The 17,229-nt window shown below is 34.2% G+C and carries 15 protein-coding genes; 10 read left to right on the forward strand and 5 right to left on the reverse strand.

Annotated features, from left to right (window positions below; genetic code table 11):
• Window positions 1–330: 330 nt before the first annotated feature.
• Window positions 331–1,923 carry a MutS-related protein gene (locus CD032_RS00725; RefSeq protein ID WP_019469547.1) on the forward strand — a complete coding sequence of 531 codons (1,593 nt, stop codon included), beginning with the start codon at window positions 331–333 and terminating at the stop codon, window positions 1,921–1,923.
• 112 nt (window positions 1,924–2,035) lie between these two features.
• On the opposite strand, the gene CD032_RS00730 is transcribed toward CD032_RS00725, so the two are convergent.
• From CD032_RS00730 to tsaE, 5 genes are all read right to left on the reverse strand, one after another.
• Entirely contained in the window at window positions 2,036–2,458 is a 423-nt protein-coding gene (locus CD032_RS00730) for a VOC family protein (protein WP_019469546.1), read from the reverse strand.
• Window positions 2,459–2,775: 317 nt separating this feature from the next.
• On the reverse strand, window positions 2,776–3,804 hold the full coding sequence (gene tsaD / locus CD032_RS00735; protein WP_019469545.1) for a tRNA (adenosine(37)-N6)-threonylcarbamoyltransferase complex transferase subunit TsaD: 1,029 nt from the start codon (window positions 3,802–3,804) through the stop codon (window positions 2,776–2,778).
• Window positions 3,797–4,222, reverse strand: a complete 426-nt coding sequence (rimI, locus tag CD032_RS00740; RefSeq protein WP_390326899.1) for a ribosomal protein S18-alanine N-acetyltransferase — start codon at window positions 4,220–4,222, stop codon at window positions 3,797–3,799. The genes tsaD and rimI overlap by 8 nt, the downstream gene beginning before the upstream one ends.
• Window positions 4,223–4,233: 11 nt before the next feature.
• On the reverse strand, window positions 4,234–4,896 hold the full coding sequence (gene tsaB, locus CD032_RS00745; protein ID WP_019469543.1) for a tRNA (adenosine(37)-N6)-threonylcarbamoyltransferase complex dimerization subunit type 1 TsaB: 663 nt from the start codon (window positions 4,894–4,896) through the stop codon (window positions 4,234–4,236).
• Window positions 4,877–5,338: a tRNA (adenosine(37)-N6)-threonylcarbamoyltransferase complex ATPase subunit type 1 TsaE gene (gene tsaE / locus CD032_RS00750; RefSeq protein WP_019469542.1), complete on the reverse strand. Its 462-nt coding sequence runs from the start codon at window positions 5,336–5,338 to the stop codon at window positions 4,877–4,879. The genes tsaB and tsaE overlap by 20 nt, the downstream gene beginning before the upstream one ends.
• A gap of 587 nt (window positions 5,339–5,925) precedes the next feature.
• Here tsaE and ilvD point away from each other — a divergent pair.
• From ilvD to ilvA, 9 genes are all read left to right on the forward strand, one after another.
• Complete coding sequence (gene ilvD, locus CD032_RS00755) at window positions 5,926–7,614, forward strand: dihydroxy-acid dehydratase (RefSeq protein WP_040029793.1); 1,689 nt, start codon at window positions 5,926–5,928, stop codon at window positions 7,612–7,614.
• 12 nt (window positions 7,615–7,626) lie between these two features.
• Complete coding sequence (gene ilvB, locus CD032_RS00760) at window positions 7,627–9,417, forward strand: biosynthetic-type acetolactate synthase large subunit (RefSeq protein WP_019469540.1); 1,791 nt, start codon at window positions 7,627–7,629, stop codon at window positions 9,415–9,417.
• Window positions 9,414–9,887, forward strand: coding sequence for an acetolactate synthase small subunit (gene ilvN / locus CD032_RS00765; protein WP_019469539.1), 474 nt, complete (start codon window positions 9,414–9,416; stop codon window positions 9,885–9,887). The genes ilvB and ilvN overlap by 4 nt, the downstream gene beginning before the upstream one ends.
• A 46-nt stretch (window positions 9,888–9,933) precedes the next feature.
• Entirely contained in the window at window positions 9,934–10,938 is a 1,005-nt protein-coding gene (ilvC, locus tag CD032_RS00770; RefSeq protein ID WP_019469538.1) for a ketol-acid reductoisomerase, read from the forward strand.
• Window positions 10,939–11,059: 121 nt separating this feature from the next.
• Complete coding sequence (locus CD032_RS00775) at window positions 11,060–12,595, forward strand: 2-isopropylmalate synthase (RefSeq protein ID WP_103211110.1); 1,536 nt, start codon at window positions 11,060–11,062, stop codon at window positions 12,593–12,595.
• Entirely contained in the window at window positions 12,592–13,632 is a 1,041-nt protein-coding gene (gene leuB, locus CD032_RS00780) for a 3-isopropylmalate dehydrogenase (RefSeq protein WP_040029790.1), read from the forward strand. Before CD032_RS00775 ends, leuB begins: the two co-directional genes overlap by 4 nt.
• A 17-nt stretch (window positions 13,633–13,649) precedes the next feature.
• Window positions 13,650–15,020, forward strand: a complete 1,371-nt coding sequence (gene leuC, locus CD032_RS00785; RefSeq protein WP_071560494.1) for a 3-isopropylmalate dehydratase large subunit — start codon at window positions 13,650–13,652, stop codon at window positions 15,018–15,020.
• 1 nt (window position 15,021) lies between these two features.
• The gene (leuD, locus tag CD032_RS00790; protein WP_019469534.1) at window positions 15,022–15,597 is read left to right on the forward strand and encodes a 3-isopropylmalate dehydratase small subunit; all 576 of its coding nucleotides are present in this window, start codon (window positions 15,022–15,024) and stop codon (window positions 15,595–15,597) included.
• A 27-nt stretch (window positions 15,598–15,624) separates the two neighbouring features.
• Window positions 15,625–16,893 (forward strand): threonine ammonia-lyase IlvA, encoded by a 1,269-nt coding sequence (gene ilvA / locus CD032_RS00795; RefSeq protein ID WP_040030621.1) that lies wholly within the window; start codon window positions 15,625–15,627, stop codon window positions 16,891–16,893.
• The last annotated feature ends 336 nt before the right edge of the window (window positions 16,894–17,229 follow it).

A 17,229-nucleotide genomic window follows, 5' to 3' on the forward strand; every position in this document is an offset into this window, starting at 1 on the left:
TAAGTACGAAAAATGATTTTTTCATTTTTCGTACTTTTTATTATTATTTTACACATTAACTATTCACAGCTTCAACCCTATTATCAAAGCTATCCACAGAGTTATCCTATTTATCCACAAGTAAAATGTAACTTTTGTACCATTGAATATTCAGAAAACAATGTATATCCACACATTTGCCCACGACTTATCAACAAGTTATACACTAATTGTTGATAAGTACGCACGTTCTCTATTGACATATATCAGTACTTAACATAACCAGCTATTTGTGAATCGATTTATTTCATGACATAATAAAACATATTAATTTAGTATGAGGTGAAACTTATGTATCCTATTTTTTGGTTCTTAATCGCATTAATTATCGGAACAACACTGTTATTTATTATCACTACAATCATTGCCAATAAAAAATTAAAACATGATATCAAACCTTTATGGTCACTAAGAAAACCTTTAGAATCTTTTGTTCGACCTAATCACAGGTATAGTTATCAATTCGATACATATAAACACCAATTTGATGAAACAAATCTTATAGATGATAAAACTTACGCTGATTTGAATTTAAATGCCCTTTTCGACAACATGAACTTTAATTTTTCTGCAATTGGCGAAATGCGCTTGTATGCAACCTTAAGAAAAATGTTTACGATTCATAATCAAACTTTAATTCAAAAATTTAAGAATGATGAAATTTTTCGTCTTAAAATATCAACCCACCTTGCTAAAATAGGTAAAGCGATTTATCCAACGTTCCCTGATCAATTGACTACAGTGAAACGTAATTATTTTTTTATGTTGACTACGTATTTTCCGTTAGTATTTTTGCTTGTTACATTTTTAAAACCTGAAATCGGTATACTTTTAACTATACTTGCTGCTATATTCAATATGATTTTGAGTGGCATACTTAGAAAAACGTTCGATCAAGATTTGAATTCTTTATTTTATACGTCAAATGTTATTAAAAAAGCTTATGCAATTCATAAAATAGATGGTGCGCCTTCCATAGATGTTGACTTTAATCATTTTAAAGTTGCTCGTAGACTAAGTGGTCTTCTAGGAAGAGTAAATACAACAGAAGATTCTATGATATTTGCATTTTTATTTAAAGCTATATTTATGTTGGACTATCATATCTTCCATTTAATACAACATAGCTTTAAAAAATATGAATCTGAAGTTATGGCTTGTTATGAATATATAGGTAGCATAGACAATCATTATGCAGTAGCATTGTGGAGAGAAACGCTATCACAATATGCATTGCCCCAAGCAAGTAATGATGATTCAGTAGAATTTGAAGCACTTACACACCCATTACTTGTCGATGCTATTTCTAATGATTTAGAAATCGATAGCCATATATTATTAACTGGGTCAAACGCGTCAGGTAAATCAACTTTTATGAAAGCAATCGCCTTAAATCTTTTATTAGCTCAAACGATAAATACAGTTACTGCAAATTACTTCAAGTATAAGCCTGGTTTAATTTTCACTTCTATGGTGAACCAAGATGATATCTTGTCTGGTGATAGTTATTTTATGACAGAAATCAAATCAATTAAGCGATTATTTGATTTAAAAACAGAGGATAAAATTTATTGCTTTATAGACGAAATATTTAAAGGAACCAATACAACTGAACGTATCGCTGCTTCTGAATCCGTGTTAAATTATTTAGGCAATGGGCAAAATTACGAAATCATAGCTGCGACTCATGATATTGAATTAGCCACGTTATTAGAAGATAATTTCAAAAACTTTCATTTTAATGAGATTATTTATGAAAACGAAATTGCTTTTGATTATAAAATTAAACCTGGAAAAGCAGATACAAGAAATGCGATTGAATTATTAAGAATCTTAAAATTCCCTAATCAAGTATATACGCGAGCTAAATCATCTTCCACTTAAGTCTTTAAAATCTTAAACCTAATAATATAATCATAAATGCTCTTATGAATGCCGAAAAAGGAACAATGAAGTTTGCATTTACTTCATTGTTCCTTTATTTGGTTTAAATATTTTATTCAGCATTAATCATCCAAGTAACACCAAAAGGATCATTAAACATACCATATAATTCTGACCACTCCGTTTTACCTAACGGCATTGCCTCTTCACATCCGGCTGCTATGGCATTATTAAAAAAATCAATAGCCTGTTGTTTATCTACTTCATTACTGTGATCGAATGTAAATGTTACAATCGCACCACTATTATCGATTTTTTTATTTTTCCATGTGTCACTGCAATAAAATGTTTCACCTAAGACTTTAAATGAAGCATTCATTGTAAAGTTTTTATCTACTTGGAATTCTTCTGGCATATCTGTAAACATTTCATGGTCACCACCAATACGTTGAATATCTGTGGCACCTAAATTTTTTTCATAAAAGTCTAATGCTGCTAAACTATTTTCAAAATTAAAATACTGAACTGATTTCATTTATAAGCCGCCTCCTAATAATGTAATGCTTATTTACATTATTCTATATAGTATGACTATATATTAAAATATATACCCCATTTTTAATATTTAAACATTTGAGCTTGCTTAAATTTATAAAATCAATCCTTTATATTTTTCTGAAAATCATAGTAGTAAATTTCAAAAAAAGAAGTAGGAACATAAATCAAATCACTGCTTGATTTAAAATCCCTACTCCAATATTTCCAGTATTAATAATTAATATACTTTGTGCACATTTAATAAGTACATTATGATACTAAGTTAAAACTACACTAAGATATGTTATTACGCATTTAAGTATTTAATGAAAATTGTTCAATATCCATATCATTAAATCCATTTAATGACATATCTCCAACTAACCCTGCTTGATATAAATAGTGTGCTGCAGCACCAATCATTGCAGCATTATCTGTACAAAGGTTTGGGCTTGGTATACGCAAATTGATATCATTATCCTTACATGCATTATTAAGCGCTGCTCTTAAACCTTTATTACTTGCGACACCACCAGCTACAATTAAATGTTTCACATCATAAGCCTCACAAGCTGACACTGCTTTTCCAACTAATACTTCTACAACACTATTTTGAAAACTCGTTGCAACATCTTCAGGCTTTATTTCAGACCCTTTTTGTCGTAAATTATGCAATTTATTTATCACTGCACTTTTCAACCCGCTAAAACTAAAATCGTAACTATTTGCCTCTAACCAAACTCTTGGGAAGTTATAACAATCTTGACCATTTGCTGCTAATTGATCAACTTGTGGCCCACCTGGATAACCTAAGCCAATCGTTCTTGCGACTTTATCATAAGCTTCACCAACAGCATCATCTCTTGTTTCACCTATAACTTCAAAATTCAAATGATCTTTCATGTATACAAGTTCTGTATGCCCTCCTGAAACGATTAAAGCTATTAAAGGAAATTGTAATGGTTGCTCTAAATGATTCGCATAAATATGCCCTGCAATATGGTGTACAGGTATCAGTGGTTTATCATAAGCAAAAGCTAACGCTTTAGCTGCATTGATTCCTACTAGTAATGCACCTATGAGCCCAGGTCCCTGTGTTACCGCAACTGCATCTATATCTTCCATTGTTACTTTTGCTTCATTTAATGCCTGGTCAATTGTCGTTGTAATGCCTTCCACGTGGTGCCTGCTAGCGACCTCAGGTACCACACCACCAAAGCGTTTATGACTTTCAATCTGACTTAATACAATATTACTTAAAACCTCTGTGCCCTGTTTAATAATACTAACACTCGTTTCATCACAACTTGATTCAACTGCTAAAATCAACGTTTGATCACTCATTTAAATTCACCCACATCACTATCGCATCCTCACCTTCACCATAATAATTTTTGCGTTTACCACCAAATTGAAAGCCTAAATTTGTATACACATGTTGTGCAACCTCATTGTCTACACGAACTTCTAAGCTCATTATTTCACATTTGGTTTGTACATAATTCATCGCATATTTTAATAATAATTGTCCTAATCCATAACCTCTATATGTTTCATCTATGGCAACTGTTGTAACCTGAGCTTGATCTATCACTATCCAAATACCAATATACCCAATAATCATATGATTATATTCAATAATAAAATAATGTGCAAACTCATTTTGTTCTATTTCATGATAAAAAGTATCAATTGTCCAACTACTGTCGTTAAAACTATTTCTTTCAATATCAAATACTTGAGGCACATCGCTCAAAGTCATCAAACGTATATTTAACTCTTTTTCTGTTGGTTTAACCAATTTCTTTCAGCCTCTGATAATTTAATATAGTTTGGTTTAAATTGATGGATATCTTCAGTAGTTTCAATTAAATGTTTCATATACTTTGCTTTTGGTAAGTTGGGTATGCAATCACTATCTAATAAATCTTTTATTTTTTCAGTATCTATGCCCACAAATACATAGGGTTTCCCCAATCTATGTAATAAGTTGAGAAGTTCTTGTATTGGTAAATATTGATCTGCTTCTATTTGGACCAATTGATCTCCATTAAACTGATAAATGCCAGTGTAAACCGCTTCTCTACGTGCATCAAATATTGGAACCAATAGGCGTTCGTCATCTTGAACAGTGGCAGCAAGTGCTTTTAGTGAAGAAACACCGTATAGTTCAGCATTCAATGCATAAGCTAAAGTTTTAGCAACGGTTACACCAATTCTAAGTCCAGTATATGAACCAGGTCCTTGTGCAACAATAATTGCATTTATTTCTTCTTTTGCTATTTCACTCTCATTTATCAACTGTTGAATGGCTGGCATTAACTGAGTAGAATGATTTTGCTTCACGTTAGTATTGATTTCACTTAATACTACATTATTTTGCATTACTGCAACAGACAATGGTTGATTCGATGTATCAATCAACAGATATATCATATTCAACAACCTCCTTTAACTTTTGATAATGTTCACCGACTGCTTTTATCTCTAAATGTCTTTTCGTCTCATTTATAGTTTTAATATTTATAGTTAGGTGATCATCTGGTAAAAATGATTCGATAAATACACTCCACTCAATCAATGTGACAGCTTCATCTTCAAAATATTCATCAAATCCCAAATCTTCTTCACTATCTTCTAATCTATAGCAATCCATATGATGTAATTTAAATGCACTACCTTGATAAGATTTAATGATATTAAACGTCGGAGAATTTATATTTCGTTTTACACCTATGGCTTTACCAATAAATTGTGTTAATGTAGTTTTACCAGCGCCTAAATCACCATTTAATAAAATAATGTCCCCTGCAGATAAATGTTTCGCTAACACTTCTGCAAAATGTGCCAAACTTTCTAAATCATTTATTTTAATCATATGCCTCTCCTTTTTTAGCAACAGCTCTAAATTAATTTAGTTAGGGTCGCTTATGCTTGAACTTCGCTCAAGTATTTCTATTTACTTCCAAAATATTGTTGATGGATAAAAATGACTAATATATTTAGTAATTACATCAGCGCTTAATGATTATCTACTTCATTAAAAACTTTATTATCATTAAATTAACTATTATAGTTTAACAAATTTTTTCTTATTTTACTTCAAACTAAAACAAGTTCCAACATTTTGAAATTATTTGAATTGATAGAAAATTTAAAAAAATCATTGACAGTAGAAGTTCAGTATAGTAAATTTAATTTATCGAATTTTTAGACAATTCAATTAAACACATTAAAAGATAAACCATTCTAATGGAAAGGAGCATAATGAGATGACCAAATATACAATGCAATACCAACCAACAACTTCAAATATTTTAGTCATTTTATTATGCTATTAGGACTGGAACTTTAGTAAAGAATCTACTAAATGTTTAAGTCCTATTTCTAGTTGAATGGGACTTGAAAGCGTCCCAATTATTTATTGGGACGCTTTTTTATTTTCAAATTTATGGGGGAATTAATATGAGAAGCGATATGATCAAAAAAGGAGATCATCAAGCTCCAGCAAGAAGCCTTTTGCATGCAACAGGTGCTTTAGAAAAACCAACAGATATGAACAAACCTTTCGTAGCTATATGTAATTCATATATCGACATTGTTCCAGGGCACGTTCACCTAAGAGAATTAGCTGATATTGCTAAAGAAGCAATTCGCGAAGCAGGTGCCATCCCCTTTGAATTTGACACAATCGGTGTAGATGATGGTATTGCAATGGGACATATTGGAATGAGATATTCACTGCCATCTAGAGAAGTTATCGCTGATGCTGCAGAAACAGTTATCAATGCACACTGGTTTGATGGCGTGTTTTACATACCAAACTGTGACAAGATTACACCTGGCATGTTATTAGCTGCTGTAAGAACCAATGTTCCTGCTTTTTTCTGTTCAGGTGGCCCTATGAAAGCAGGTTTATCATCACAAGGCAAAGCTTTAACACTTTCTTCAATGTTTGAAGCTGTCGGAGCATTTAAAGATGGTTCAATTTCAAAAGATGAATTTTTGGATATGGAACAAAATGCTTGCCCTACTTGTGGCTCATGTTCTGGTATGTTTACAGCAAATTCAATGAATTGTTTGATGGAGGTTTTAGGCTTAGCGCTCCCATATAATGGTACAGCTCTTGCAGTAAGTGAACAACGTAGAGAAATGATTAGAGAAGCAGCATTTAAACTAGTCGATAATATCAAAAATGACATTAAACCTAGAGACATTGTAACTAAAGAAGCAATTGATGACGCATTTGCTTTAGATATGGCTATGGGGGGTTCTACCAATACAGTATTACACACATTAGCAATTGCAAATGAAGCAGGTATTGATTATGATTTATCAAGAATTAACGAAATTGCGAAGAAAACGCCCTATTTGTCAAAAATAGCACCAAGTTCTTCCTATTCTATGCATGATGTGCATGAAGCTGGTGGCGTTCCAGCTATCATTAATGAATTATTTAAAAAAGAAGGTACACTCCATCCAGACAGAATCACAGCTACAGGTAAAACACTTCGTGAAAATAACGAACAAAAAGAGATATTAAATAGCGATGTAATCAGACACCTTGATAATCCTTACGATAAACAAGGTGGCCTTTCAATCCTATATGGTAACTTAGCTCCTAAAGGTGCAGTCATAAAAGTCGGTGGTGTAGATCCTTCAATTAAAGTCTTTAAAGGAAAAGCAATTTGTTTTGACTCACATGATGAAGCCGTTGAAGCGATTGATAATCACGTCGTACGTGAAGGTCATGTAGTTGTGATTAGGTATGAAGGCCCTAAAGGTGGCCCTGGAATGCCAGAAATGTTGGCCCCTACATCATCTATTGTAGGAAGAGGATTAGGTAAAGATGTTGCATTAATCACTGATGGTAGATTTTCAGGGGCAACACGAGGTATTGCGGTTGGACATATTTCACCAGAAGCTGCAGCGGGTGGCCCGATCGCTTTAATTGAAAACAACGACGATATCACAATTGATTTAACAAACAGAACATTAAATGTAGAAGTTACAGAAGAAGTATTAGAATCTAGAAAGCAAAACTTGAAACCATTTAAAGCAAAAGTGAAAACAGGTTATCTTGCACGCTATACAGCGTTAGTAACGAGTGCTAACACTGGTGGTATTATGCAGGTACCTGAAGATCTCATTTAAGGAGTGAGTATGATGTCTAAACAAACTGAAATACTTGAATATGAAAAATCAGAAAATTTAGATTATTTCGAAACAGCAGAAGCAATTGAACCCGAAGTTGAATTAGAAAAAGAAACAATTGATGAAATGAAATCTGGTTCAGAATTATTAGTAGATTCACTTGTAAATGAGGATGTAGATTTTATATTTGGTTACCCGGGTGGTGCTGTACTTCCACTATATGACACATTTTATGACGGGAAAATAAAACATATTCTAGCAAGACATGAACAAGGCGCTTCACATGCTGCTGAAGGTTATGCCCGTGTTTCTGGAAAAACTGGTGTTGTTGTTGTTACAAGTGGACCAGGAGCAACTAATGCAATCACTGGTATTGCAGATGCCTATAGTGATTCATTGCCGCTTGTCGTTATCACAGGTCAAGTTGCAACAGCTGGTATAGGTAAAGATGCTTTCCAAGAAGCAGACTTGCTTTCAATGACCACGCCGATAACGAAACATAACTATCAGATTAAAAATGTAAATGAAATTCCAAAAATAATCCACGAGGCATTTCACGTGGCCAACACAGGAAGAAAAGGACCAGTAGTTATTGATTTCCCAAAAGATATGGGAATCTTATCTACTAACGCAGAAATTTCAAACGAATTGAATCTACCTGGCTATTCAGTGCCTAATCAACCAGACAAAACAGAAATCCAAAAATTACGTGATTATTTAAAAACTTCTAAAAAACCTGTCGTTTTATCAGGAGCTGGTATAAATCACGCTAAAGCAAATGAAGTTTTCACTGAATTTGTTACACGACATCAATTGCCTGTAGTTAGCACTTTATTAGGTTTAGGTGCCATACCATATGAAAACCCCCTATTTTTAGGTATGGGAGGTATGCACGGATCATATGCAAGCAATATGGCATTAACAGAGTGTGATTTACTCATAAACTTTGGTAGTCGTTTTGATGACAGACTTGCTAGTAAGCCAGATGAATTTGCACCTAATGCAAAAATTGTTCATATCGACATTGATCCATCAGAAATTAATAAAATAATCAAGGTTGATTTAGGCATCATTGCAGATTGTAAAGCAACATTAGAAGCTTTACTTGAATTCGATAGCTATTCAATCAACCATGATGACTGGTTAGAAAATTGCTTTAACAATAAAGCAGAACAACCTTTTGCATACAGTGAAGACCCTGATGATACGTTTTCAAAACCACAACGCACAATTGAGTATATAGGAGAAATTACACAAGGTGATGCAATAGTTACCACTGATGTCGGCCAACATCAAATGTGGGTGGCCCAATACTATCCATTTAAAAATCATGGCCAATTAGTTACGAGTGGCGGTTTAGGAACAATGGGATTTGGTATACCTGCAGCAATCGGTGCAAAGCTGGCCCAACCTGATAAAACAGTTGTCGCTTTTGTCGGCGATGGCGGTTTCCAAATGACCAATCAAGAACTAGCAATACTAGAAGAGTACGGTTTAGATATAAAAGTTGTAATTATCAATAATGGTACGTTAGGTATGGTTAAGCAATGGCAAGATAAATTCTTTAACAAACGTTTCTCTCATTCTGTATTTAATGGACAACCCGATTTCTTAAAATTGGGTGAAGCATACAATGTTAAAGGTTTCCTTATCGATAATCCAACACATTTAGAAGAACAATTAGATGCTGCTTTCAAACATGATGGTCCTGCATTAATTGATGTTCGTATCTCACCTATCGAACCAGTTAACCCAATGGTTCCTAGTGGTAAAGTGAATTATGAAATGGAGGGATTATTATGAGACGCACATTTAGAACAAAAGTTTTAGATAAAGCTGGTACTTTAAATAGATTAACGAGCATCTTTGTTCGCAGACAATTTAACATTGTCACGTTATCAGTTACACCTACAAGAGAAGATGGCGTTTCTAACATCACATTCGTAGCAGAAATTCCAGATTCAGATGTTCTAAGAAATCTAATTAGTCAATTGGAAAAACAAATAAATATCATTGATGTAGAAGATATCACTGATACTAACACTTACAACAGAGAATTGGTGCTTGTGAAATTAGAAACACCAAGCAATCATCAAGACTTGCAAAAAGTAATTAAACCTTATGATGCGCTAGTCTCTATTTTAAAAAATGAAGATCCTTATACCTATCTTCAAGCATCAGGTCCACAATATACAATGGATAATTTATTAGACGATCTATCATCATATAACATTGAACAAGTTTCAAGAACTGGTTCAGCCGGTTTAGTTTAAAACACAAGTCACCAAACTATAATTTAAAAACATGGAGGATTTTATTATGACAACAGTTTATTATGACCAATCAGTAACGAAAGATGCATTACAAGGTAAAAAAGTAGCTATCATTGGCTATGGTTCACAAGGACATGCCCATGCTCAAAACTTAAAAGATAACGGCTATGACGTGATTATTGGCATCAGACCAGGGCGTTCATTTGATAAAGCAAAAGATGATGGTTTCGAAGTATATCCTGTAAATGAAGCAGCAAAACAAGCTGATGTCATCATGGTATTATTACCAGATGAAATTCAAGGACAAGTATATAAAGAAGAAATTGAACCTAATTTAGAGCCAAATAATGCACTTGTGTTCGCACATGGATTTAATATTCACTTTAATGTTATTCAACCACCTGAAACGGTAGATGTATTCTTAGTAGCACCAAAAGGACCTGGACATTTAGTTAGACGTACCTTTACTGAAGGAAGTGCTGTACCTGCCCTATTTGCAGTTGAACAAGATGCTAGTGGGGAAGCTACTGATTTAGCGTTAAGTTATGCAAAAGGCATTGGCGCAACACGTGCTGGCGTTTTAGAAACATCATTTAAAGAAGAAACTGAAACTGACTTATTCGGTGAACAAGCTGTACTTTGTGGTGGTACAACAAAACTAATTCAAACTGGTTTTGAAACTTTAGTTGAAGCTGGTTATCAACCAGAAATTGCTTACTTCGAAGTATTACATGAAATGAAATTAATTGTTGATTTAATGTATGAAGGTGGCATGGAAAACATGCGTTATTCTATCTCAAATACAGCTGAATTTGGTGACTATGTATCAGGACCACGCGTAATCACTCCAGATGTTAAAGATAATATGAAAGCAGTACTTAATGATATCCAACAAGGAAACTTCAGTGATCGTTTCATTAAAGATAATGAAAATAATTTTGAAGAATTCCATAAACTACGTGAAGAACAACATGGACATCAAATTGAAGCGGTAGGTAGAGACTTACGCGAAATGATGCCATTCATTAAATCCAAGAGTATTGAAAAATAACTAGTTATATGATGATGGTTGAAGAATCAAGCGAAATCCTCTTTTCTTTTAAAGACAAGTTAAGATTCTTCAGCCGACACATCATATTCAACTAAAATCTATTTATTAGGAGATGTTTAAAATGACTAGCCATATTCAAATTTTTGATACAACACTAAGAGACGGAGAACAAACGCCAAGCGTAAACTTTTCATTCGATGAACGCTTGAAAATTGCGAAGCAACTTGAAAAATGGGGCGTTGATATCATCGAAGCTGGTTTTCCTGCTTCAAGTTCAGGTAGCTTTAAATCTGTGGAAGCTATTTCTAAAGCATTAACAACCACTGCTGTTTGTGGCTTAGCACGTTGTGTAAAAAAAGACATTGACGCAGTGTACCAATCGACTAAAGAGGCTGTAAAACCTAGAATACATGTATTTTTAGCAACTAGCCCTATACATCGTGACTCAAAACTCATGATGTCTAAAGAAGAAGTGTTAACATCAATCAAAGAGCATGTTGCTTATGCTACAGAGTATTTTAACGTAGTTCAATTTTCACCAGAAGATGCTACAAGAACAGAACTGCCCTTCTTAATCGAATGTGTGCAAACTGCAGTTGATGCGGGAGCAAGTGTAATCAATATACCTGATACTGTTGGATTTAGCTATCCTACAGAATATGGCAAAATTTTTAAAACTCTCCAAGAAAACGTTAAAACAAATCACGAAGTTATTTATAGTGCACACTGTCACGATGACTTAGGCTTGGCAGTTGCAAATAGTATGGCCGCAATTGAAAATGGCGCAAAACGCATTGAAGGCACTTTAAATGGTATTGGCGAACGTGCAGGTAACACAGCCCTTGAGGAAGTTGCACTTGGCCTATACGTTCGACAAGATCATTATGGTAATCAATCACAAATAAATCTTGAAGAAACTAAAAATACATCTGATTTAATAGCACGATATGCAGGTATTCGAGTCCCAAGAAACAAAGCTATTGTCGGACAAAATGCTTTTAGTCACGAATCAGGTATTCATCAAGACGGTGTTCTTAAAAACCCCGAAACTTATGAGATTATGACACCACAATTAGTAGGCGTCAAAACTACTGAACTACCACTTGGTAAATTATCAGGTAAGCATGCCTTTTCAGAAAAGTTAGTCGCGTTGGGATATGATGTAGATTCTGAAGAACAAAAAGAACTATTTAAACAATTTAAAGCAATCGCTGATAAGAAAAAAGCAGTTACTGACAGAGATATACATGCGCTCATTCAAGGTACTAAACACGAACAAAATGCCATCTATAAAGTAGAGGCATTACAACTACAATTTGTCTCAAATGGACTGCAAAGTGCTGTCGTAGTAATTCAAGATAAAGACGGAAATACGTATCAAGACTCAAGTATTGGAACTGGTTCAATTGTTTCTGTATACAATGCAATAGATCGAATTTTCGATCGCAAAACTGAACTTATAGATTATCGCATTGAATCTGTAACTGAAGGTACTGATGCACAAGCAGAAGTTCACGTGCAAATTAAAATAGGAGATCAAATTGTTACTGGTGTAGGTATTGACCATGACATCTTATTAGCATCATGTAAATCTTATGTTGAAGCACATGCTAAATACGTTTCTAATTCAGAAGTGAAAGAAGGTATTCACTCATGAGTTATAAGATTGTAGCACTTCCCGGGGATGGGATTGGACCAGAAATTTTAAATGGTTCACTAGAAATTCTTTCACAACTAAGTGATATCTATAATTTTAACTATGAAATAGAAACACATGATTTTGGCGGTATCGCTATTGATAATCATGGTACACCACTACCAGATACGACGCTAAACGCTTGTAAACAAGCTGATGCAATTCTATTGGGTGCTGTTGGTGGCCCAAAATGGACAGACCCCAATAATAGACCTGAACAAGGTCTATTAGGTATTCGAAAAGCATTAGGTCTATTTGCTAATATTCGCCCCACTATTGTAACAAATGGTACCAGTCATTTATCACCTATTAAAAAAGAACGTGTAGCTGGTACAGATTTTATTTTAGTGAGAGAGTTAACAGGTGGTATTTACTTTGGCGAACCAAAACATTGGAATGAAGATCAAGCTTTAGATTCCTTAACTTATACACGCACAGAAATAGAACGAATTGCAAGGGTTGCTTTTGATTTAGCTCAAAATCGTCGCAAAAAATTAACTTCAGTAGATAAGGAAAACGTACTAGCTTCCAGTAAATTATGGAGAAAAGTTATAAATGATGTATCTAAAGAATATCCAGAGGTTGAGGTTAATCATTTACTTGTAGATGCTTGCGCAATGCACATCATTACAAATCCTTCGCAATTTGACGTCATTGTAACTGAAAATTTATTTGGAGATATTTTAAGTGATGAGGCATCTGTAATTCCGGGTTCACTCGGTCTTTCGCCATCAGCGAGTTTTAGTGAAAAAGGACCAAGACTCTACGAACCAATTCATGGTTCTGCACCGGATATTGCAAATAAAGATATTGCAAATCCATTCGGCATGCTTTTATCAGTGGTTATGTGTTTAAGAGAAAGTCTTGATGCTCCTGAAGCAGCTCAAAAGTTAGAATCAGTCATATATCAACTTATCGAAAATGAAAAAACGACTAAAGATCTCAATGGTAATTATAAAACAACAGATATTTTTAAATTCATTAAACAAAATCTTTAAAAAGGAGGAGATGTCATATGGGTAAAACATTATTTGACAAAGTTTGGAATAAGCATGTCTTAACTGGTAAAGAAGGTGACCCACAATTATTATATATAGACCTACATCTAATACATGAAGTCACATCTCCTCAAGCTTTTGAAGGACTCAGACTACAAAATAGAAAGTTGCGTAGACCAGATCTAACATATGCAACACTAGACCATAACGTCCCTACAGTTGATATTTTTAATATCAAAGATGAAATTGCTAATAAGCAAATAACAACACTTCAAAAAAATGCAAAAGAATTTGATGTGCATATTTTTGATATGGGGTCTGATGAACAAGGTATCGTGCATATGGTAGGTCCTGAAACCGGACTTACACAACCTGGAAAAACAATCGTATGTGGAGACTCACATACTGCCACACACGGTGCTTTTGGGGCAATTGCATTTGGTATTGGAACGAGTGAAGTAGAACATGTTTTTGCAACACAAACATTATGGCAAACAAAGCCTAAAAATTTAAAAATTGATGTAACTGGTGAATTACCTACAGGTGTATATGCAAAAGATATTATCTTACATCTTATTAACCAACATGGTGTTGACTTTGGTACTGGATATGCGCTTGAGTTTTCAGGTGAAACCATAAGTAGTCTATCAATGGAAGCTAGAATGACTATTTGTAATATGGCAATCGAAGCAGGTGCAAAATATGGCATGATGGCTCCGGATGAAACTACATTTGAATATGTTAAAGGAAGACCGTATGCAACAAATTATGCATACTCTGTAGACGAGTGGCGTGAATTATACACAGACGAAGATGCAAATTTTGATAAAATCATACAACTAGATGTATCTGATTTAGAACCACAAGTTACTTGGGGTACTAGCCCTGAAATGGGTGTTAGCTTTAATACACCATTTCCCGAAATCAATGATGTTAATGATGAACGTGCCTACAACTATATGGGGTTAAAACCAGGCCAAAAAGCAGAAGACATTGATTTAGGTTATGTATTTTTAGGTTCCTGTACGAACGCCCGACTATCTGATCTAATAGAAGCGAGCCATATTGTAAAAGGAAATCAAGTGCATCCTAATATTACAGCAATCGTTGTGCCTGGGTCTAGAACTGTAAAGATAGAAGCAGAAAAGCTAGGTCTTGATAAAGTATTTAAAAATGCTGGATTTGAATGGAGAGAACCTGGTTGTTCAATGTGTCTTGGTATGAACCCAGATCAAGTACCTGCTGGTGTGCATTGTGCATCAACAAGTAATCGTAATTTTGAAGGACGTCAAGGCAAAGGCGCACGAACACATCTAGTCTCCCCTGCTATGGCAGCTGCTGCCGCTATTAATGGCAAGTTTGTAGACGTAAGAAAGGTGGTTGTATAATATGGAAATTCAACCAATCACAACCTATACTGGTAAAGTTGTGCCACTGTTCCATGATAATATAGATACTGACCAAATCATTCCAAAAGTGCACCTAAAACGAATTTCTAAATCTGGATTTGGACCTTTTGCCTTTGATGAATGGCGCTACTTAGAGGATGGATCCGACAATCCAGATTTCAATCCAAATAAACCAGAATACCAAGATGCCACTATTTTAGTAACGGGTGATAATTTTGGTTGTGGCTCGAGCCGTGAACATGCAGCTTGGGCAATTAAAGATTATGGATTTGATATTATAATTGCTGGTAGTTATAGCGATATATTTTATATGAATTGTACTAAAAATGCGATGTTACCTATCGTATTAAATGCAGATGAGCGTCAATATATTGCCAATGCAGGCAAAGTCACTGTTGACTTACCTAATCAAACAGTAACTGCAAATAATAAATCATTTCATTTTGACATTGACGGAACATGGAAAAATAAACTTGTTAATGGACTTGATGATGTTGCGGTAACACTACAATACGAAGATGAAATTCAAGCTTATGAAACATCAAAAACTTTTTAACGAAACTTAAATAAAGGTGTGAAATTTATGGCTGTTAAAACAACTGTTTCTTCAAAAGATATAGATGAAGCTTTCTTACAATTGAAAGATGTTGTTAAAGAAACTCCTTTGCAAAAGGATCATTACTTATCTCATAAATATGACTGTGATGTCTATTTAAAAAGAGAGGACTTACAATGGGTTAGATCATTTAAATTGAGAGGTGCTTATAACGCAATTATAGCGTTAAATGAAAGTGATAGACAAAACGGTATTACATGTGCAAGCGCAGGTAATCATGCACAAGGTGTTGCATACACGGCTAACAAACTTAATTTAAATGCTGTTATATTTATGCCTGTGACTACGCCTCTTCAAAAGATAAATCAAGTGAAATTTTTTGGTGGAAGTAACGCTGAAGTCGTACTCATCGGTGATACATTTGATGATTGTCTAAAAGAGGCGCTCACGTATACACAAGATCATAAAATGAATTTCATCGATCCATTTAATAATATTTATACAATCGCTGGCCAAGGTACACTAGCTAAAGAAATTTTAGAACAATCTAAAGAGGACAACGTACAATTTGATTATTTATTTGCAGCTATAGGCGGTGGTGGATTAATTTCAGGGGTAGGTACTTACTTTAAAGAACATTCACCACAAACTTCTATCATTGGCGTAGAACCTGCTGGCGCTAGTAGCATGTATGCTTCGGTTGTGCTAGAAAATCAAATTGTAACTTTACCTGAAATTGATAAATTTGTGGATGGTGCATCTGTAGCAAAAGTCGGTGAAATCACATATGATATCGCTAAAAATGTAGTTGATGACTACGTACAAGTACATGAAGGTGCTGTATGTTCAACAATATTGGACATGTATTCTAAACAAGCAATTATTGCTGAACCTGCTGGTGCTCTGAGTGTTTCAGCATTAGAACAATATCGTTCAGAAATTAAAGGTAAAACAGTTGTTTGTGTCGTAAGTGGTGGTAACAATGATATTAACCGCATGAAAGAAATCGAAGAACGTTCTTTATTATTTGAAGAAATGAAACATTATTTCATTCTCAACTTCCCACAAAGACCTGGTGCATTAAGAGAATTTGTAAATGATGTGCTTGGACCAAAAGATGATATTACTAAATTTGAGTATCTTAAAAAAAGTTCTCAAAATACAGGGACTGTTATCATCGGTATACAATTAAATAATCATCAAGATTTAGATAACTTAAAGTCAAATGTAGATGAATTTGATCCTTCAAATATCTACATTAATGAGAATAAAATGCTTTATTCACTATTAATTTAAAAAGTCTAGCGTAAGCTAGACTTTTTAATTTATGTTCAATACGAATTTAACATTTTCAATTTATTGTTCTAATGGTACTTATGCATGAGTTTTAGCTCATGCATTCCTTTTACTATTTCACGCTTTCCTCACTCACTTACCACTTGTAAGCTCGTTTCGTTTTTCGTTCACTTCGTCAGCTTCAAGCGCTTTCTTTTGTCAGCTTGCAGTTCTTCGAACTGGAAGTTAAGCTCCTTTTTTGGTAAAAAAAAGAGACCTTTCGGTCTCGGCTCATCGCATCCTATTTAATTGCCTGGCAACGTCCTACTCTTGCGGAACGTAAGTCCGACTACCATC

Origin of the sequence: Staphylococcus cohnii subsp. cohnii, assembly GCF_002902365.1 — a bacterium.
Taxonomy (GTDB): domain Bacteria; phylum Bacillota; class Bacilli; order Staphylococcales; family Staphylococcaceae; genus Staphylococcus; species Staphylococcus cohnii.